At 59.2% G+C, this 19,082-nt stretch carries 22 protein-coding genes and 1 pseudogene; 9 read left to right on the forward strand and 14 right to left on the reverse strand.

The window, feature by feature from the left end; translation table 11 throughout:
* Positions 1-26: 26 nt before the first annotated feature.
* Positions 27-980: a LysR family transcriptional regulator gene (locus tag ABID44_RS08370; RefSeq protein WP_354151232.1), complete on the forward strand. Its 954-nt coding sequence runs from the start codon at positions 27-29 to the stop codon at positions 978-980.
* Here ABID44_RS08370 and ABID44_RS08375 read toward each other — a convergent pair.
* From ABID44_RS08375 to ABID44_RS08405, 8 genes and pseudogenes are all read right to left on the reverse strand, one after another.
* On the reverse strand, positions 975-2,372 hold the full coding sequence (locus ABID44_RS08375) for a DUF3363 domain-containing protein (RefSeq protein WP_378226345.1): 1,398 nt from the start codon (positions 2,370-2,372) through the stop codon (positions 975-977). The genes ABID44_RS08370 and ABID44_RS08375 overlap by 6 nt on opposite strands.
* A gap of 9 nt (positions 2,373-2,381) precedes the next feature.
* Positions 2,382-2,882: pseudogene (locus ABID44_RS18680) on the reverse strand (relaxase/mobilization nuclease domain-containing protein); the annotation flags it as partial.
* A 460-nt stretch (positions 2,883-3,342) separates the two neighbouring features.
* Entirely contained in the window at positions 3,343-4,275 is a 933-nt protein-coding gene (locus ABID44_RS08380; protein WP_354151233.1) for a lytic transglycosylase domain-containing protein, read from the reverse strand.
* A complete protein-coding gene (locus ABID44_RS08385; RefSeq protein ID WP_354151234.1) occupies positions 4,272-4,607 on the reverse strand; it encodes a DUF736 domain-containing protein in 336 nt (111 codons plus the stop codon). Before ABID44_RS08385 ends, ABID44_RS08380 begins: the two co-directional genes overlap by 4 nt.
* Before the next feature lie 36 nt (positions 4,608-4,643).
* Entirely contained in the window at positions 4,644-5,189 is a 546-nt protein-coding gene (locus ABID44_RS08390; protein WP_354151235.1) for a S26 family signal peptidase, read from the reverse strand.
* Positions 5,186-5,704 (reverse strand): DUF2840 domain-containing protein, encoded by a 519-nt coding sequence (locus tag ABID44_RS08395; RefSeq protein ID WP_354151236.1) that lies wholly within the window; start codon positions 5,702-5,704, stop codon positions 5,186-5,188. Before ABID44_RS08395 ends, ABID44_RS08390 begins: the two co-directional genes overlap by 4 nt.
* A gap of 61 nt (positions 5,705-5,765) precedes the next feature.
* Complete coding sequence (locus ABID44_RS08400; RefSeq protein ID WP_354151237.1) at positions 5,766-6,842, reverse strand: replication initiator protein A; 1,077 nt, start codon at positions 6,840-6,842, stop codon at positions 5,766-5,768.
* A complete protein-coding gene (locus tag ABID44_RS08405; RefSeq protein WP_354151238.1) occupies positions 6,843-7,112 on the reverse strand; it encodes a helix-turn-helix transcriptional regulator in 270 nt (89 codons plus the stop codon).
* Positions 7,113-7,572: 460 nt separating this feature from the next.
* Between ABID44_RS08405 and ABID44_RS08410 the strand changes: the two genes are divergently transcribed.
* On the forward strand, positions 7,573-7,860 hold the full coding sequence (locus tag ABID44_RS08410) for a DNA -binding domain-containing protein (RefSeq protein WP_354151239.1): 288 nt from the start codon (positions 7,573-7,575) through the stop codon (positions 7,858-7,860).
* 19 nt (positions 7,861-7,879) lie between these two features.
* Here ABID44_RS08410 and ABID44_RS08415 read toward each other — a convergent pair whose 3' ends face one another.
* The 3 genes from ABID44_RS08415 to ABID44_RS08425 form a co-directional block, all read right to left on the reverse strand.
* Positions 7,880-8,401: a DUF2285 domain-containing protein gene (locus ABID44_RS08415; protein WP_354151240.1), complete on the reverse strand. Its 522-nt coding sequence runs from the start codon at positions 8,399-8,401 to the stop codon at positions 7,880-7,882.
* 46 nt (positions 8,402-8,447) lie between these two features.
* Positions 8,448-8,663, reverse strand: coding sequence for a transcriptional regulator domain-containing protein (locus tag ABID44_RS08420; protein WP_354151241.1), 216 nt, complete (start codon positions 8,661-8,663; stop codon positions 8,448-8,450).
* A gap of 193 nt (positions 8,664-8,856) precedes the next feature.
* On the reverse strand, positions 8,857-9,384 hold the full coding sequence (locus tag ABID44_RS08425) for an antirestriction protein ArdA (protein WP_354151242.1): 528 nt from the start codon (positions 9,382-9,384) through the stop codon (positions 8,857-8,859).
* A 323-nt stretch (positions 9,385-9,707) separates the two neighbouring features.
* On the opposite strand from ABID44_RS08425, the gene ABID44_RS08430 reads away from it, so the two are divergent.
* Together ABID44_RS08430 and ABID44_RS08435 are read left to right on the forward strand one after the other, a co-directional pair.
* Positions 9,708-10,589, forward strand: coding sequence for a ParA family protein (locus ABID44_RS08430; protein ID WP_354151243.1), 882 nt, complete (start codon positions 9,708-9,710; stop codon positions 10,587-10,589).
* 20 nt (positions 10,590-10,609) lie between these two features.
* Positions 10,610-10,987, forward strand: a complete 378-nt coding sequence (locus ABID44_RS08435; protein ID WP_354151244.1) for a hypothetical protein — start codon at positions 10,610-10,612, stop codon at positions 10,985-10,987.
* Positions 10,988-11,151: 164 nt separating this feature from the next.
* Here ABID44_RS08435 and ABID44_RS08440 read toward each other — a convergent pair whose 3' ends face one another.
* From ABID44_RS08440 to ABID44_RS08450, 3 genes are all read right to left on the reverse strand, one after another.
* Positions 11,152-11,760 carry an HNH endonuclease family protein gene (locus ABID44_RS08440; protein ID WP_354151245.1) on the reverse strand — a complete coding sequence of 203 codons (609 nt, stop codon included), beginning with the start codon at positions 11,758-11,760 and terminating at the stop codon, positions 11,152-11,154.
* Positions 11,757-13,508, reverse strand: a complete 1,752-nt coding sequence (locus ABID44_RS08445; protein ID WP_354151246.1) for an AAA family ATPase — start codon at positions 13,506-13,508, stop codon at positions 11,757-11,759. The genes ABID44_RS08440 and ABID44_RS08445 overlap by 4 nt, the downstream gene beginning before the upstream one ends.
* Positions 13,509-13,640: 132 nt before the next feature.
* On the reverse strand, positions 13,641-14,648 hold the full coding sequence (locus ABID44_RS08450) for a DNA-methyltransferase (RefSeq protein WP_354151247.1): 1,008 nt from the start codon (positions 14,646-14,648) through the stop codon (positions 13,641-13,643).
* Between the two features lie 820 nt (positions 14,649-15,468).
* On the opposite strand from ABID44_RS08450, the gene ABID44_RS08455 reads away from it, so the two are divergent.
* The 5 genes from ABID44_RS08455 to ABID44_RS08475 form a co-directional block, all read left to right on the forward strand.
* Positions 15,469-15,945 carry a toll/interleukin-1 receptor domain-containing protein gene (locus ABID44_RS08455; RefSeq protein WP_354151248.1) on the forward strand — a complete coding sequence of 159 codons (477 nt, stop codon included), beginning with the start codon at positions 15,469-15,471 and terminating at the stop codon, positions 15,943-15,945.
* A gap of 24 nt (positions 15,946-15,969) precedes the next feature.
* Positions 15,970-16,341: a TIR domain-containing protein gene (locus ABID44_RS08460; RefSeq protein WP_354151249.1), complete on the forward strand. Its 372-nt coding sequence runs from the start codon at positions 15,970-15,972 to the stop codon at positions 16,339-16,341.
* Between the two features lie 10 nt (positions 16,342-16,351).
* A complete protein-coding gene (locus ABID44_RS08465; protein ID WP_354151250.1) occupies positions 16,352-17,344 on the forward strand; it encodes a caspase family protein in 993 nt (330 codons plus the stop codon).
* A 6-nt stretch (positions 17,345-17,350) separates the two neighbouring features.
* Positions 17,351-17,632, forward strand: a complete 282-nt coding sequence (locus ABID44_RS08470) for a hypothetical protein (protein ID WP_354151251.1) — start codon at positions 17,351-17,353, stop codon at positions 17,630-17,632.
* Between the two features lie 310 nt (positions 17,633-17,942).
* Positions 17,943-19,082: NAD(P)-binding protein (locus tag ABID44_RS08475; RefSeq protein ID WP_354151252.1), on the forward strand; the 1,140-nt coding region annotated here is incomplete at its 3' end.

The raw sequence follows: 19,082 nt of genomic DNA on the forward strand, positions 1-19,082 counted from the left end.
GGAGACAAAGATGGTTTTCTGTTTCGATGAAGAAAACCGCTAAAAGTCGTAAGCTGGTTTCCGACAATGGAAAGCAAGAGGCTGGCCGCCTGCGCTGGGACGACGCGCGGGTGTTCCTAGCCATTGCGCGCGCTGGGTCGTTGAGCGGAGCAGCGGCCAGTCTCGGCATCGGACTTGCCACCGTGTCGCGCCAGATCGAGCGGCTGGAAGCGGCACTCGGACTTACCCTCTTTACTCGTCACCAGAATGGATACCGCCTAACGGACGATGGCGATGCCCTGCTGGAGCGCGCGGAAACACTTGAACAGGCGGCGGAAGCCTTTTCGGAGGGTTCGGCGGCTCAGACCGGCGTTACAGGCCGTGTGCGGCTGGCGACGGCGGAAACGCTCGCCAGTCATTTTATTATTCCGGCACTACCGAACCTGATGACGCGCTATCCCGATCTGACGTTGGAACTGGTGACGGATGTTCAAACGGTCAATCTGCATCGACGCGATGCCGATCTCGCGGTCAGGATGGTCAAGCCGGAACGCGGTAATCTCACCATGCAACGGCTAGGAACACTTGGCTTCGGCCTCTATGGCTCACGGGATTATGTCGAGGCACACCCGTTGACCCCGGACGACATGCGGTTCGACGGAGACCGCTTCATAGCTTGGCGCGATCCCTACAGCCATTTGTCCACCGCACAATGGATCGAACGAACCTTGCGGGGGCGCGCTCCGGTGTTGGCGACCACGACCCTAACCGCCCAGCTCCATGCCACCATGGCGGGACTTGGGTTGGCGGTGCTACCCCACTTCTTGGCTCGGCGGCACGACCTGATTTGTCTGCAAGCCGATCTTGGTATCGACCAGCACATATGGATGGCCGTCCATTCCGACCTTGCACAATCGCGCAGGGTTCGAGTGGTCATCGACTTCTTGACGGAGTTAATTCGCGCGTCGCAAGCTGAACTAGCGTTGGTCGACCATTCATAATCCCAACGCCCGCTGCCTTCCCAACTGCCACGAGACCGACCCGCCCTGCACAACGCCCATGACCTCGCGGCCAAGCTGGCGGTCGATGACCGGCCGCCACGGGACAAGGGTGAACTCATGCGATTTCTCGACCACGGTAAACTTGCCGCTCGATAGCTGCACGGTGCCGGTGAATTTGCCGCTGATGCTCTCGCCGTCCGTGGCGGCGCGGAACGGCAGCCCTTTGCTCTGCGCCATCTCCGCGCCGACGCGCGCAACCTCGCGCTCTCGCAGCGTGGCGAGCAGGTTGCGGCGGTAGAAGATGCGGCCGTCCCGCGCTCGACTGGCGTCGCCCTGCTCGATGTGATGCTCGCGGCGCTGGTTCAGCGCCTCCCGCACCTGTTGGCCGAAGCCGGTCGGCGCAAGGTCGGCGGTCTCGCCATGGATCAGCCGCCGGTCAAGCCAGGTCGCGCCGTCCGATCCGATCTGCCTGTCCAGATTGACGCGAGAAAGGACGCGAACGCTGGCCTGCCGGTCTCGGCCGGCGTCGTATTCGGCCGCACCGCTAGCCAGATCGTCAGGGATACGCCATTGATCTGCGTCGATCCGCTCGACGATCCCGGCGCGACGCAATGCCTCCAGCCGGCGGACATGGGCATCGACATAGCCCTCATAGTCACCGCCGGGAACTCGGCCCTCGAACTTCGCCTGCTCCAGATGACGGCTCGGCCGATAGATGCCATGCTCGGCGATGGCGGTGATGGTGCGGTCGGACGGCCGGGCCGTCGCCTCCACCGGGCCGATTTGGACGACGCTGCCGATGTGGGCATCCTCCAGCCGCTCGGGAGCGATGCCGGCGATGTGGTGCGTCCTCCCGTCGATCCCGTCCACCACGATTGTCAGGTTCTCGTCCAACTCGTCGGACAGGTGCTTGTCCACGACGCAGCCGACGATGGGTGTCTCGGGCGCTCCGTCATGGATTTGAAAGCTCATGGGATCGCGTTCGCCGCCCTGCGGGCCGAGCGCCTTCTGCATAGTGCGGATAATGTCGCCGCGCTCGCCAAGCTTGCGCAGGGCAGGCTCCATGTCCTTGCTCAATTCCCAAACGCCGGGCGCGTGCTCGGTCGCCAGCCCCATCTTCTCCAGCTTGGCGAGGCGGCGCAGGCGCAGCGTCCGCTCGAACTGTCGCCTCGGCGCTGCCGGTTCATGGCGCAGGTCGAGGAAACGGGCGTCGGCTTCCTCGGCCATGGCGCTGTCGATCCGGGTGAAACGGTCTTGGTCAATTTCGGCGGACAGCTTGCGGGTCTGCTCGATCTCGGTCACGGGGCCGAGTTCCAGACTGGCAAGCTCGCTCGCCCGTTCGCGCAGGCCGGCGGAAAGATAATCGCCGTTGATGACCAGATCCCCGCCCATATCGTCACGGCCGTTGACGATGACATGCACATGGGGATGGCCGGTGTTGTAGTGATTGACGGCGACCCAATCGAGTTTCGTGCCGAGGTCGGCTTCCACCTGTTGCATGAAATCGCGGGTGTAGGCCGTGAGGTCCGACAGCTCCGCGCCGTCTTCGGGTGAGACGATGAACCTGAATTGGTGGCGGTCGTCCTTGCCGCGATCAAGGAAGGCGTCGCCATCGGCGCGGTCCTCATGCGCTGAATAGAGCCGGCCCCGCTCGCCGTCGCGCGAGGTTCCGTCACGCTGGACATAGCGCAGATGCGCGCGGGCACGGCCGCCCTTCCATGCGGCCCTGACGCTGCGCTGCTTGACGATCACGCGGCGGCTACCCGGCTGGCGATGATGCCAATGGCCGGAGATATTGCGGGCGCGCACGAAGCTCGCGCCCCGACCGCGCTTCACCCCCTTGCCGCTGGCGACCAAGTCACGGGACCGGCCCGGCGATGACGGGCGGGCGGATGACGGCATGGAAGGGTCGCGGGAGGCTGCCGCCTGATGCTGGCGGGTGATCTTCTTGACCTGAGTGAAAAAGCTCTTGGGTCTCCCGGCCTTGGGCGCGTCGGATCGGATGCGGCCGGGCTTCGGCCGGAAGCGGTTTTCGTCGTCGGCGCTCAAGGGCGCGACTCCTGCCAAAACCGCCGGAAAACGGCCGATCTGCGCCTATGGTGCCGCTCTAAACCCAGCAAAGCCAATGCTTTGCGCGAAATCGCGGCACGCGGCCCCTCAAAACCATGGTGCCGGAATCGGTCGCCTAACCCGTGTGCAGACAACAACAATTTTCGGAAGCGGCCCGACATGGTGCCGTCTTCTTTAATCTTGCCCTCCGCCCTTTCTGCCTTTTCTGCCCCTCCTGCCGGGAATCCTGCCGGGCGAAAACCTGCCCGACCGGATGCTGAAACCGGCGTCGCCGAGCGTGGGAACGCCACCTTCATGGCGTTCCTCTGTCGCTCGCGCTCGCCACGAAAATGCTGCCGTCCTGCGGCTCCGTAAGGGTGGGATCGCCTGCCGGAACGGCAGCGCGGCCGTCGCCTGTTTGCACCTCGGACGGCGGCGCGGCGGCAGCTCGCGCGTCGGCCGGGCGCATGACGAACAGCGGTGCCTCGCGCCAATCGGGCGGTGGTGGCGGTTGCCGGGACGGCGCATCCGATGAAGCCGCGCCGCCAAGGATCGGGGCGAGTGCGGCGACATAGGCACGTGTCTCGGCGGGAAGCGGTCGGCCCGTCGCGCGGTGCTTGTCGTAGCGGCCGGGACCGGCATTGTAGGCCGCAAGCATCGCGCCGACATTGCCGTAGCGGTCGAACATCTCGCGCAGATAGGCCGTGCCTGCGAGGATGTTGTCGCGCGGGTCGTAGGGATCGCGGCCGAGGCCATGGCGGACGCGCAGGCCCGCCCATGTGTCGGGCATCACCTGCATCAATCCCATCGCCCCGGCCGACGAAATCGCCCGCACGTCGCCCGCGCTTTCGGCGCGCAGCACGGCACGAATCCAGTGCTCGGGGATGCCGAACCGCTGCGACGCCTCGGCGATGTGATCGGCATGAAGATCGACGGTGGCGGGGCGCACGATAGGCGCGGGTTGCGCGACCGCAACGCCCGATCCGGCGCAGATAGAAATCGCGGCGGACAGTATCAGGACGGCACGATGCCATACTGCCCTGTCTCCGCTTTGCCGCCAGCCTGCCAACGTGCTCGCTGCGGTCAAGGGCAAGGCGCGAGCGCCGGCCGATGGCCGCCCCTGACCTTCGCTGCGCGCGCCGGCCGTCTTGCGCCCGAGCGGGACGGAGGGATGAGACGGCTTTTCCGCGAACAAGGGGATGCTGGTATTGGACCCGATGACGGCTCGGACGCGCGCGGCCGTCATTCCTCATCCTCGATCTTCCGGGCGTGCTTCCAACGCAGGGTCCAGACCGAAGGATCGTCGTTGGACTGGAACAGTTTGGCGCGGATCGGGAACGGGAAGATTGGCCCCTCCAATCGCATCGATACGAACTCGCCAGCGTTCTTGCTGGAGTCTTTCCATGCGGGGCCGGCGTCCGGGCCGTCCTCGCTATCGAGGCGCACGCGATAATCGGGCGCGTTTTTCACGTCGCTCGGCTTGGCCGGGACGATGAACAGCTTTTCGTGGAGGCCGAACGAAAGAAGCTCTCCCGCATAGCCGGTTTCGGTGCGGGTGAAGGTGCCTATTTCTGCCATGGGAAATCTCCTGCGGTTGATTTTCGGGGGGTGGTTTCAGTGCGTCGGCGCGCGCCACTCGTAGCGGCCGACGCCTTCCTTATCGGTCCAGAGCGGGACCGCTCGACCGATGACGGAAGCTGCGGGGGTGAGTCCGAAATACCGGCCGTCGAGGCTGTCGCGGACTTCCCAATTCATGAGGAAAAGCTGGCCGTCGCCGATGACGCGACAGCCCTGCCAGACGGGCAGATCGCGGCCGAGGCTGTCGCGTTCCAGCGCCTCGCCCATCTCGATCCCATCAACCGTGATCGTGCGGCCGGCGCGGCAAACCCGCTGTCCGGGCAGGCCCAAGACGCGCTTCAAGAGCGGGACGCCGCGCGCGATATAGCCGCGTTCGACCATGAAGCCGGCGAGCGGTTCGGGCAGCATGACGGCGACCAGCTCGGGCACGTCGATCCGGTCGGCCGGCTCGACGGTGTAGAAGCCGAGGGGGGCGCTTGCGGTGGCGTTCCAGATGAGCCTCAAAGGCCAATCTACGGCGCTGGTGGCGGCGATGCCGATGACGGCGAGCGCCGTCACTGCGAGGGTGCGGCGGCGCGTCATGACTCGATCCTTCGGCGGTGAAGCCACGCGGCATGTCGCTCGGGGGTGTAGGCGTGCGGCTCTAGATTGGCGCTCAAACGGTTGTGGACGTGCCGCCAGTGCTCCGGCGAGGCGTCGGCCGGATCGAGGCCGAGCGCATCCACGGCGTCGATGGCGGCAAGCGCACGCTGCACCTTGGGCCAACCATCGAGACGTAACAGGATTTCGCCGCCGGGTCGGACGAAGGGCAATGTCTGGAACGGCTCGCCTCGGCCGATGGCCCGCACAACGTCGATGCGGGAAACGACAGTGCCATGCTCGCCGCTCGCCCATCGGACGAAGGCGAAGACGCTGCCGGGCGCGAAGCCGACGACGCTGCGGCGGCGGTCGATGATCTGCTCGTAGCTCTTGCGGCCGAAGCGTATCCAGTGCTCGATGCGGCGTTTCTCGAAGGTCAGCTCGACCAATGTGGTGAAGGGCGCAGGCCCGTCCGGCAGCGGACGGTCGTGCGCGCTACGATGGGCGCGACGGGTCATTGTGCGTCTCCGGCGATGTGCTGGTGGGGATTGCGCGCGTGCGCTGCGTCAACGGCGGGCGTCATGGCTCGCGGTTCCCGGCAGAACCGGCACCACGCTTCGCCTGCGCGCGCGTCAAAGAAAAAGAGTTAGATTCTCTGTTAGATAAGTTAGCGGTCGGATTCCGCTTTTCAGGCCAAAGCGTTAGCTGCGGTTCGTGCGCCTGATCTGCCGATAGTCGTGCGCCTGATGTGCCGATACCCCGTGCGCCTGATCTGCCGATGGCATTAACAGGGTTATCAACAGTGCCTGTTGACGAATTATCGGGGCGGATGCGCAGCAGCTCGCGGCCGTCTTCCCGCTCGATCTGGAGGTGGTAGCCGGGGAGCGGCTGGCGGGCCGCGATCCGGCGCAGGTCGAGCGCGAAGTCGGACGGCCGGGCGAGGCTGCCGGATTTCTGATGAAGGTGCGCGACCTCGAAAATCCAGCCATGGCGCTGGTGCCCGGCGTGCTTTCGGGCGACGCGGTAAAGCCACCGCTCGATGCCGCCTGTCAGGCGGAAATAGGCCGGGTCGATGGTCAGGATCAGCGAACGGTCAATGACGCTGTTGTAGAACCATTCGGGCAGCACGAACTCCATGCCCTCGACGCGGCCGGCGCGCGTCGTCATTTCTTCCCATTCGTTGATCCAAGAGAATTGCCGGCGACGCCAATGCGGGCCGTTGCGAATGGTGGTGGCGATGACGGTCGATTGCAGCCGCGCCAGCGCGGCTTTCAGAAGCCGGTATTGGTGATTGCCGGTCGGCCGCCCGATGGCGCGCAACAGATGGTAAGGCGTAAACCGGACAAAGCGCGACGTGGTGAGGCCGTTGTTCTCGGCCGCAACGATCTGCGAGGCCGCCCATATCAGCACATCGGCGTCCCATATGGTCGCCATGCCGTGCTCGGGCATCCCGAACACCTGCACCTCTATGTCGGCGGACTTGTAAAGAATCGGCTTGGTGCGCGGGGTCTTCGCCAGCGAGAAGAACGGCCGTTCCATCAAGTCGCGCTGGTCGCGCGGCGGCGCGGCGCCGGTTACGACCACGAAGGGGTCTAGGCGGCTGCGCTCGCTGTCCTCGGTCGGCTGTGCGGGGTCGTGGTCGTCCTCGCGCAGCATCTAGCAGTCGCCCCGTTCTTCGCGCGTAAGCGGACGCGCGGGAAAGACGGTGCCGGCGGTCTTGTCGCGCGTGGATTTGCGCTCGCCCGCCGCGCTCCAGTCTTCCAGATCGCGGACGGTGTAGAGGACGCGACCGCCAACTTTGCGATAGGTCGGCCCGGTGCCATAGGTGCGATGTTTCTCAAGGGTGCGGATGGATATGCCGAGGAAGCGCGCGGCTTCCTTGGTGCGCAACAGGCGGGGCGGCAGGCCCGCAAGCGGGTTGGCCATGGATCACCTCCAGTCGGGATTGGGCTGCCAGGGGCGGCAGCGGACTGTGGCGAACCATGGCGAGGGATCGGCGGAGCGTAGCGTGCCGCATTTGCGCCTATGCGCTGGCGGCACCCCCTTGGGGGGCGGTGCTCGGCCAATAGATGAGGGATTTCAGTGGTTCGTCGTCTGCCGCGCTGAATAGGCAAAGACATTCGCGCGCGGTTCGGCTAGAAATGTAGCCGGAACAGACGCGCTGTTCCGGGGCTTAGTAACCCCTGACTAGCGGTTGGTGCCGGCCGTGACGGCACCATGATCCTCGAACCTATGGTCGGGGAGCCTATGGCGTATGTCCAAGGCTTCTCGCCCAAAGGTCATAGGGCCGTCTAGTCACGGTTACTAACTCCCCGATCACCAGGTTGAGGGGCTATTTGCGGGGGCGCACCGCAAGCAAGGCCCTTTCCAGATGAAGGGAAAGGCGATGCGGGTTCCCGTCGAACTCGATCCCGATGTGGACGACGAAGCGCCAACCGGCGACGCCATCACCGTCTATGACGAACGGCATTTCGTGACCTATCTGCGTTTGCTGGATGCGAAGGCCGAGGGCGCGGACTGGAAGGAAGTCGCGCGGATCGTACTCCACCGCGATCCGTTCTCCGATGAACTTCGCACCCGTCGTTGCTGGCAAAGCCATCTCGAACGCGCGCAATGGCTATCGCGTGAGGGCTATCGAAGGATTCTGGAGCAGGCGGCAGCCAACAAGGCGTGAGGTCAAAGACCGAGAACGATCAATGCTTGTCGGGCTTGATCGGATAATGGAGCAGCAGGCGATAGCCGCCACGCATCATTTTGATGCCGTGCGCCACCATTCGGCGGGCTTTGTTCTTGCGCGGGTCGGTCTCGAAATCCTCTTTGGTGCCAAGAAAGCCGAGCAGCACTTCGGCGATGGTGCGATAGCTTTCGCCGCGCAGCCGGGCGTCAAGCGCGCGCAGGGAGAGGACATGCCATTGCCGGAGCTGGGCAGGAACGGCCCGGAAGTCGGGACCGGGCGCACGACCGTTAAGGGACCGCCAAAGACGGCGGGCGGCATGGGCGCGCAGCTCCATAAATGAATCCATGGGCAGCGTGACGGCGTAAAACGCGGCGGCGTCCGGCACGGCCTCGGGCAGCCAGAATTGATGTTTGACGCTATCCACCTGCCAAATACCGTGCCAGCCATCTGCGGCGCGGCGCAGGACGAGACCTTCAAGATGCGCCAACATCAATATCGGCTCGGTGTCGTCGTTTTTGCGAACGACCGGCGACAACATCACGGCTTGCGGTTGAAGGCGCGGACTCCAGATCGGCGATTGCCGGTCATGCGGCGCATCGGGATCGCACGGGAAATCGCAAACCCCAGCGATGCGCGAACTCTTCGAGGTCGCGAGCAGCCGTCCCTCCGGTCAATGCGATGGTCTGGCAGTCCCGACGATATTCGTCGTTGCGGCGCAGGTATTCCCAAGCGAAACCAGCGGCAGGGATGTGTTTTGTGTGCCCGTATGCCGCCGGTGATCGCCAATCGATGCTGAGCATGGCGTCACCTCCCCAAGCCGGGATGCTGGGCAGCGCCCGGCAAAAAGAGGTTCAAGGATCACCGAAAATATAGAACCCGCTCAAAGCAGATACCTTGAGCGGCTAACCCGATCATTCTTTGGTGCTTTTAGCTTGCGGCAGCCGGTGCTTTCGAGATGCCTGCCCGTATGAGCACGGACAGGCAGTCATGTTTTCACCTGTTGGAAAACACATGCACCTCGCCGCGCGCGGTCTCGATGGTGAACAGGTCGCCGCCGATCTCAGCGTCGCGCGCCATCGCGTCCCAATCGACATAGTAGCGCAGCGCCTCGGGGACCGTGACGCTTTCGGTGGTCAGCTCCTCCATGTAGTCGGCGAGGCTGGCGAACTGACCATGATAGCAGTCCTCCAAGGTGGATTCGGCCTGGTCCATGTCGCCGCCGAACTGCTCCAGCAGGCCCGCACCGAGTGCGCCATGCTCCGCGATGAAAGCGGCCATCCGCGCCAAGCTGTCGATGCCGGTATATTCGGAGATGCTGACGCCCTCGAAGCCCTCATAGTCGTGAATGGCGTATTCCTCCGCGTCCTCAACGGGCGAACGGGCAAGCATCGCGGCGATCTCGTCCCTGATCTGGTCCGCGTCCTGGTCCGCGTCGATCCAAGCTCCATGCAGAAAACCGTTATTGTAAGCTGCAAGGCAGGCAACGTAGATGCGGGGGCTGCTGTCGGATACGTTGGTCATGTCTCTGATCCTCGGGTCTGAAGGTCAGCGAAGCGGAACGCCGCGCCTGACCTTCTGGCCGTCGCCGAGACTGGGGTAGCAACGAGCAAGGGCGGCCGGGGTGGAGGGGGATCACCCGGCCTGCACAAGCCCTTCGGGGCGCGGAAGGCTGGGGATGCCGCCCCGGACGGTTCCACTTACCTTGCTGGCGCGAGGGCAAGGCCCTTAGTTAATTTTCACAACCTAAAAGCATCTTTCGCGCTGAGCCTTCAGTGTCTTGTCTGGAAACTCTACCAAGGCGGAGGTATGGTAACATTTGGCGAGTATGTGAGGGGGGATGCCGAGTGACAGTCATAGGGTTTGTGAGTGAAAAAGGGGGCGTCGGAAAGACGACGGCCTGCTACCATATCGCCGTTGGGTTGCGGCGTTTTCACAAGAAGTCTGTTCTTGTGATTGATGCTGACTATCAGCGCGGGGGTATCACCGGGCGTCTTTTTCCCGAACTCATAGAACAATTTCGCCATGGAACATTGCCTGATGTCACATTGTTCGCCAAGTTCCAGCAGCTATATAGCGCCACCACATTTGATCCAACCGTAACAGTCCGAACCGCCTCGGTCGGTGTGGACGCAATAGTTGCGGACACTCGTCTTGCGAACGTTACCACAGACAAGCTCCCCTCGACTAACAATATAGTTGAGAATAATTTATCACTACTTCGACACTTGAAGGTTATAAGGGAAGTCATAGACAATTTAGAAAAGTCATATGATTATGTATTAATTGATTCTCATCCCGAGATATCAGATGTTCTTAGGTCTATTATATACGCATCAGACCATTGCGTATCTCCAGTTAAATTAGATTTGCAGTCATCCGTTGGCGTCCCAACGGTTGTTGCGGAAATTGGCACCGTAAACAACGATGTGGCTTTGATGAAGGCAACCATCGACAAATCGTTGGCCTACAACCCTACAGCGTTTGCAGGAGCGATGGGTATGATGGCAAGGGAATATGCTGGCGTTCCAAAGCAGACAGAGGCCGACGAAATCCGTCGTTTGCGTCGGGCAGGGACTGTATTCAACGAGTACGTTACTGAGGGCGACGGTATTCGTCGCGCGGCTCAAGAGCGACTACCAGTATATGATATTAGCGGCGCTAACGCAGTAAAACAATCGGGCCAGTTCCAACGCCTGACATCGGAGTTCATCACAAAATGCCCCTAAGTCGTGAGCAAATCCGCACAATGATCGAATGGCTCGGGGAAGAAGGAGCGAAGGCTGGGTTAGAGCGAAGCCGTTATACGGTCAAGGAACTACGTATGATTGCGGGCGAACTAAACGCCAACGCGCCAACGAAGGCTGCTCGAAAGGATATCGTTTCTGCGATTATCTCAAAGGTAGACCAACGCATTGATAAATCGGTGCAGGAACTTCTAACGATGTCGTCGGGCGATTTACTCTTATATTTTGAACAGGTTCGCCCAAATAAGGCCGAATTGCTCACCATTCTTGGCGACTTGGACTTTCATCCCGGAAGTGAGGCGCAGAAAAGTCTCTATAAATATGCTGCCCGTCAGATAGCGGAGACAGGAATGTTCCAGCGGGTGGCGTCAGGGAGTTGATTCGCGCACTGTAAATGCTGCGACCCGCCACACGAATAGGTGATGAGCCGTACTGACCCCCTCAGACTTCTCGCATGGAAAGCCTTGCATCGTAGGGCTTCGTTTGTCAGCCAGATAATAGGGGCAGTATGATGATAACCGTCGGGTTCGGTTTTTCCCAGAATCTACATCTTAAAAACAGTTCTTAGGGCCTCAGGGGTCAGACCTTGTCGCGCCACCTCCTTTGCTAAAAACGGGTAGCGCCTTTGGAGGAACCCCATCGTTATATCCTCGCTAGCATAGTCCATAAGAATGTTGCAGCGTTCCTGAACATAGTGATCGTCCTGATTGAGACGCAATGAATTAATTGTGCCCGATATTTGATTTCGAAGGTTTCGTTCTAGCGCGGGATTCGCCTTGAGAAGGCACGCCGGGATGTCCATGTAGAACCAGTCATTTTCGATCTGGAACGGGTCAAGAACATTGGCGCTGCCTTTTGAGTTGTTCACTCGCCCGCTGGCCAGCCGGAAGTTCGACCATTCATAAGCTAGGTGTGGGTGGCTGTTTTTGGGCAGAAAGTGATCTACTGAACCCTGTTCCGGGAGATACATAGCGGTATAAGCGCAAATTCCCGAATAGGCAGATTGTAAATGTCTGGCCGCTTTACTCCAAAAGTTCTTCTTTCTGAATTGCTCAGATGTAGGAGTTGGACATGTGGCAAGAAACGCAGCCCCTGGACTGCGAACGTCAGCATCGAAATCTGCATACTCGGGCTGCAATGCGACACGGATCATATTTTGACCCCATGCTGCTCAGCAAAAAACAACCAACGTGGCCAGAATTTATCGTCTCCCGAAAGGTGCAGTCGAAGCCTGTCTGAAACGACCTGAACCTCATGGATTGAAGCTTCGTCCGAAAGCTGCAAACGCTTTGCATCTTCGATTGCGGCTTCAGCTTCTTTTGAACGGGCGTGACGCAGCCCGAACAATGGTGAAGTGAGCCAACCAGATGCATCGCCATATTTCACAAACGGTGTCTCTTCCAACCTAACAGTCGGTCCAACGCCGTAGAGGTGGTAGAGCACGTCCGTAGAAGAGTCGAAGACCGACTCCATGGAGGCAAGGATCATCGGGGAATGAGATGCAGCGATCATCTGTATGGTCAGGTCACTACTAAGAAGGTCACCCACACCCATCAGCGCGGGCAAGACGATCCGTTGCCACTTCGGATGCAAGTGAGCTTCCAGTTCATCGACAATAACCATCATTCGATGCAAGGGAGACTTGTCTAGCCGCTCCGCAGCCAATTCATGCTCCTGCCAAGACCAAATGATGAGATACGCAAGCAGTAAAACTCGCTGAACGCCTGCGGAAGCATGAGTAACTGGCACAACTCCATACCGATGCTGAATAGTAGGAATTTCACGAGGGTCCCCCGGCAATCGGACAGGCTTTCCGGGAATCAATGTGCCTAAGTCTTCTGGGGACAATCTCTTCAAAACAGATGCGAATTGATCGAAGGTCTTCCGATCCGATGCTGCTTGCCATTTTATCCAATCGCGGATCAGACCCTCAATCAATCCCGGCCGACCATTCCACACTTCATAGGCAGTTAGACTGCCAATCATTGGCGTGCTGTGGTTAAATTTCGCACGAATTGGATCCGCCACAGCAAAGGAGCCGTCGGCCCGTGAAAAAACCGCGAGAGCTTCAACCGTCATTGCTCCCCGCTGCCGGGACCATGAATGATTCTTGAAATCAAACTTCGCACTGTACGTAGAAAGCCGCCCTCCGTTTCCGCTGAGAGTGTATGTGACTTCCGGTACAATCTTTGTATCGTTTCCTTGCGGAAGAGCTTCGCGATCAGCCCACAGGCCAGTTGCCGCCCACCAGGCAAAATCCAGCAAGAAAGATTTACCCAGGCCATTATCGCCTGTGACAATTGTCAAGCGTTGGCCAAAATCAATCGCCATCGCTTTCGCAGGCCCAGAGTTAGCAAGATGGAGGGAGACAATCGTGCGCCCGCCTTCTGCTTTGGCGTCGGTGGGCTCCGGCAGTGCACGAGCGACGGAGTTCATTTCAAGTGGTTCAGAAACGAAAACAGGGACGGCCGCCGAAGTTCGGCCTAGAGGCTTCAATGAAAATATTCTATCTTTTTCTTCTTCTGTGATCTTATATTCTAAGAAAAATCTTTCTACTAATTCATCATAGCTTGAGATGCTTCCTAGATCAGCATCCTTGAACAGCCATACCGCTAGTGCATCAACCGGAATTTGGGAAGAGAAGTTTCGCTCCTGCAAAATCTCTTCCATTCTGTCGAGATAGTTTGAACTGAAGCCCCATTTCCGTGAGGCGCGGGTGTGCATAAATACCGCCCCAAACGTCTGAGTATTAATCGTCTGAAGACCACTCGACGGATATTTCTCTGCAACCCAACTCGCCGAACTCTTAAATGGCTGAAAGTATAAGGAACTACGCCGATCAATTCGGTGATGCGTATCCATGTGCGCGCGCGTCAGCGCATCGATACTTACATCGTCCATTGAGCCGATGCTGAGCCCATAGTGCTTGCAGGCTATAAACGTTATCCCCACGAAGGGGTGAACATCAGCTCGTAGGATGGCTACGGCTTGAAGGACAGCGTCTGCCGAAAGATACATAAACAGCCCCCGCCGTTATTCTTGCTCTTGATCTTCCTCTTCAGCAACCCTTTTGAGCTGCTCAACCATTAAGTCACAATATTCTTTATTAGCATCTATGCCAATTACTCGAAATCCGTGCTTCCGCGCGAATACTAAAGAAGTTCCGCTACCGGCGAAGGGGTCAAGAACAACTCCTCTCGGGGGCGTCGTAGTAAGCACTGGAATGCGAACCAACTCTTCGGAAAAACGGGCCTTATGCCGTCCCGGTTGACCCCGAACAGGCTGAATTTCCCAAGTGTCCAGCGGAGGAAGTACGGTACCGCTATCGGTAGTGCGCCCCACCGAGTTCTTGTCAAAATAGTACCAGCGCTCTTTAACGAAATGAAACACGTACTCATGAGACATCGAGCATCTATCTCTGACCTGATCGGGAGTAGGGTTTGGTTTAACCCAAACGTTGTCATTACGGACCAGCCAGCCGCGATCTTGTAGCGCAATCGCAAAGCGATGCGGAATAAGCAGCAATTGCTTTGGCACGCACCACTTTCCGTCTCCCTTCTTATCCTGGGGGCGGATTCCGAAACGTCTAGCTGACTGTTTCGCCTCACCGCTGCGATGCTCACCCTTTCCGCTCCAATACGTGTCACCAATATTAACCCAGAGGCTGCCGTTGTCGGCGAGCACATTGCCCGCTGCGTCAAAAACATCGGCCAAGCTTGCTATAAATTGGGAAGGATGCTCTTCAAGGCCAATTTGGCGCTCCACCTCGTAGTCCCGTTGACCATAAAATGGCGGAGAGGTAACAATGCAGTTCACTTTGACACCGGCATCGGCGAGCAGCTTTAAGCCATCGCGAACGTCCATATGCAGTACCAATGCGGTATCGTCCGAGTAGTAGGCCGCATCAGTCAGCATCTTTGCGGTGAAGCCCGCTTCCGACATGACCTTTGGATGCATGGCTTCGTTGGCTTTTGTCATTGGTCGATTCGGTTCTGTGTGGGCTTCGACCACGCGTAAAACAGGCTCGTTAGCAGTGCTCATCAATCTCTCATACTCATGGCTTTATTCGACCTTAGCCGTATCCCGACGGGGAAGCGAGCGGAGTACGCCCAGAAGGGCGCCCGCAGGGAGAAAATAGCTACAACAGTTGAGCCCACTCAACATTCGCCCGTCTGCCTTCCATCCTACTTTGGAGAGCTATGGAGGGCTATAGCGTAGGTGTAGTTCTCTGTTTCGTCGGCTTCGGCCCGCCATTTCACCGCCGATTGCGCGATATTACCGCCCATGGCCGCCGATTACCGCACAATACTTTGGGCGTTTCGATAAGGCGTCCCGCCGATAGCCCTCTATAGCGCGATAAAAGGAAGGTTCTCACATGCCCGACCAAGCAGCATAATCCACGCCGAAACCGCCGCGATTACACGCTGTAAATTGCGCTCGAATACCTGATGCCTGCCCAGTTCATGATTACCGCTTGGCGCCAAAACCAGCCATCGGGCCATCACCAGTAAGCAGACGTCGAAGGCGCAGTCACGTTCGTGGTTGAGGACTTCGCATCCTTCGCCGACTGCTCTGCGTCGCGATCAGTCGAGCCAGTCGCAACCTGACCCTGGTGGCGTCGCGCTCCAACGCCAGTTGGGCCGATGCCGGTACGGACTTACGCGCAATGACGCGTCCTCCTCAAGATATTCGCGTCCCAGCCGCCTGGCCGCAGAGCGGATCGCGTCCAGGTTATGTCCTTCACGTACCTGGTTATGACTGAATCGCTGCGGCCACATCTTGCGATCGGGAGATAGCACGCATAGGTAGGTAAAGGCTCCGCTTGGTAAGCGGAAACTCAACTCAAAAGGGGGGCTTTTGATTGATTAAGGTATTCATTTCGCATCAGCAGGCAGATTCCACAAAGGCTGCGGCTATCGCGTACAGGCTAAAAAGCCAGCACCAGATCGACTATTACTTGGATGTCATTGACCCGCATATGGGCAAGGGCGAGGATCTCGCCGCACACATTCAAGCGGAAATGTCGAGCTGCACGCAGCTTCTTGCTGTTGTTTCGGATGCGACGCGCAATTCCTCATGGGTGCCTTGGGAAATCGGTGTCGCAACCGAAAAAGACTTTCCGCTTGCTACTTTCCTTGATGGGACCGCTGCGGCGCCGGAGTTTCTGCGGAAGTGGCCCTATCTGAGGACCACTGCTGACATCGACTTGTACGCCCAGACCTCAAAGGCAGCTGAACGGTCGTATGTCGCTAAACGTGCGACCTTGAACGAAGGCGTTGCGCGCGTGAGATCGACTGCTGAATTCTTTGCCACCCTGCGCAAAGGCCTGGGGCAATAATCTTGAACATGGGGGAAATACACGATGGCTGATACCAAAGTTGTCTTTGTCGCGTTCGCGATCGAGGATCAGAGACAGCGCGATTTTCTCAAAGGGCAGTCGCTTCACCCTCGCCAGCCGTTTGAATTCATCGATATGTCGGTGAAAGAGGCGTATGACTCTGGCTGGAAAGACAAGGTCCGGACGCGCATCCGCCGCTCGCACGGGGTGATTGTTCTGGTTAGCAGCAGTTCGTTCAACTCGTCTGGACAGAAGTGGGAAATTGCTTGCGCCAAAGAGGAGCGCAAGCCGATCCGAGGCATTTGGGCCTATTCGAACGACCGGACGCAGGTTCCTGGCGTGACCACTTATGAGTGGAGTGACAAGAACATCAGCGACTTCATCAACCTGCTCTGAGGCCCCGGCAATGAGAAAAGCTCTTGTTGTTGGCATTGACCACTACGATAACATCAGTCCTCTTAGTGGCTGCGTGAATGATGCCTACGCGGTGAAGGGCATGCTTGAGCGCGATGCTGACGGGTCGGTCAATTTTCAAACTCCTCGTCTCATGGTGGGCACTGGGCCAGGCCATGGTGTGGCACGGCGCGACCTCCGGGAAGCTGTCCGGGAGCTGTTCCAGGACCGGTCCGACGTCGCTCTCTTCTACTTTGCTGGGCACGGTTACATCGACGAAACCGGAGGTTTTCTTTGTTCCTCCGACAATACAGATGGCAACGACGGCTTTCCACTCTCCGAGCTGATGACGTTCGCCAATAATTCTCATGCTACGAATAAAGTGATTATTCTGGATAGCTGCCATAGTGGCGCTGTGGGTGGCTCACATATCCATAACGCCTTCTCTGAGATCAAAGACGGCACAACGATCCTCACGGCATCCAACAAAGATCAGTATGCGATGGAGGTAGTTGGGGGCGGCGCGGGTGTTTTTACGACGCTACTTGTGGACGCGCTCAATGGCTCGGCAGCGAACCTGCTCGGCGAGGTGACGCCCGGAAGTGTCTATGCACACATCGACCAATCGCTGGGCACTTGGGGGCAGCGGCCGGTTTTCAAAACCAACGTGCAAAAGTTCATTTCGCTGCGCAAAGCCGACCCACCGATTCCACTGCAGGATCTCCACGCCTTGACCATGCACTTCCCGGCGCCAGGCTTTCAGCTGCAGCTGGATCCCGCATATGAGCCGGAGCGCAATGAAGAACAGAAAAATGACCCCGCAATTCCGCCTCCGGACCCTGCCAAAACAGCAGTATTCGCAATGTTGCAAAGGTACGTTCGGGTTAATCTCCTGAAGCCCGTTGATGCCCCGCATATGTGGCACGCCGCAATGGAGAGCAAAGCCTGCGAGCTAACGGTCCTCGGAGAGCATTATCGTAGGCTGGTTGAGCAAGGCCTCATCTGATTGGGCATGGCAGCAAACTCGTATTCTGAGGCGTTCAATGAGCTATTGGAAGAACTGGCTTCCATCGAGCACGAGCGCTGGTCGCATTGGCAGAGCTATATGCACAGCAAGGCGGTTCGACAGCCTGACGGATCGCTTCTGCTACCGGCCGACCTGGTCGAGAAATGGGAGCGTCAGATCGCGACTGATTACGCCAATCTTAGCGAGAAAGAGAAGGAAAGCGACCGCGAGCAGGTTCGTAAGTACTTGCCGTCTATTGCTAGACATATGGATAAATCAAAACTATAGAATAACTTAACGACCTGAGGCAGCATTATGAGCTGTCGCTGATCAACGCCTGGTCGGCGTAGAACGAGACGCTGCGCGAAAAGGCGATCGAATGAATTGAGCAGCGAGTTGCCAAGCCGGCTGAAAGCGCCTTCGCAAGACCTTTTAGAAGCTTGCTGCATCCTCGATTTTTTGCCCATAAGTAATGCGTCGGCTGTCGCGCGGCGACGCGGCCAAAGGGGGAGCGGATTGTCGAGCATGCGTGCGGGAGCACACGCCACAGTCATAGTGCCAGTACGGCAAACGCGAGCGACTGCAGGAGTATGCGTCGTTGGCTGATGCTTTGCTAGCGCAGGACATCCTTGATGGAGCGACTGTTCGCGACCGACCGAACCTGTTTGTCATCGGTAGTTTCGACCGGCGCATCACTTTCTATTCCCAGCAGGTCAGGGCACTTTCGCTGATCCACGCGCTCAAGGAACTCGGCTACCTCCATGCCAATCCGAGGATCGCCGTCGTCGGAGGGGGGGCGGCCGGTGTCACCGCAGCCGCAGCAGCGGCGCTGGTCACCGGGTCGCAGGTTGTATTGTTCGAATCTGCCGATGCGCTTCTACCTCTTCAGTCGACGACCGATCGACGGCGGCTCGATCCACACATCTACGATTGGCCGGCCCACTACACGACCGATCCCATAGCCGACCTGCCCATCCTCGACTGGGAATCGGGGCCTTGCCGCACCGTTCGCGACGACGTCCTGCTCGGGTTCGAGGACATCGTCGTTAGGCTCGCGCCGCGGCTCGAGCGACGGCTGCGCCATCAGGTTACCGCGCTGACATGGACGGCGGACGGGTATCAGCTCGATATCACTGATCTGAATGCGCCTCCACCGCCGCCAGGCGTGGAGCTGCGCGAACAGTTTCACATGGTGCTTCTCGCGGTCGGGTTCGGGCTCGAGCCGGGCGAACCGGTGCCGTCGATACAAAGCGCCAGTTATTGGACCGATGCAGGCGTTCCGGTTGCCGAGTTCGCAGGTCGACCAACTCCGCGGTTCTTCATCAGCGGCGCGGGCGATGGCGGACTGATCGATTTCGTGGCCGCCGGAGCCCGTGATTTCGATCATGCCGGCATGATCCGGCTGATTTCCGAACATCCTGGCATCGCGGCATTGAAGCCGGCCCTTGCCGCAATCGATGTGCGCGCCCGCGCCGAGGATGCCAGGGGAGCCCGCTTCGACTTCATGGCGGCCTATGACGCCGAGCTGCTCCAGCCCTTCACTGACATCGGCCTCGTTGCTGCGGTCGCGCAGCAACTCCGTCCCGGCGTGCAGCTGATGTTTCAGACCCAACATGCCGAGCTGTTCGACGTCTCGACGGCAATGAGGTGGACCCGTCTGGTGAGACAGCTTGGCGGCTTGGCTAAGGTGGATCGGGTTGGTTTCTACGCCGCCAATTGCTCCGTCATTTGTGCCGTA

Origin of the sequence: Aquamicrobium ahrensii (assembly GCF_040545755.1) — a bacterium.
GTDB lineage: Bacteria > Pseudomonadota > Alphaproteobacteria > Rhizobiales > Rhizobiaceae > Mesorhizobium > Mesorhizobium ahrensii.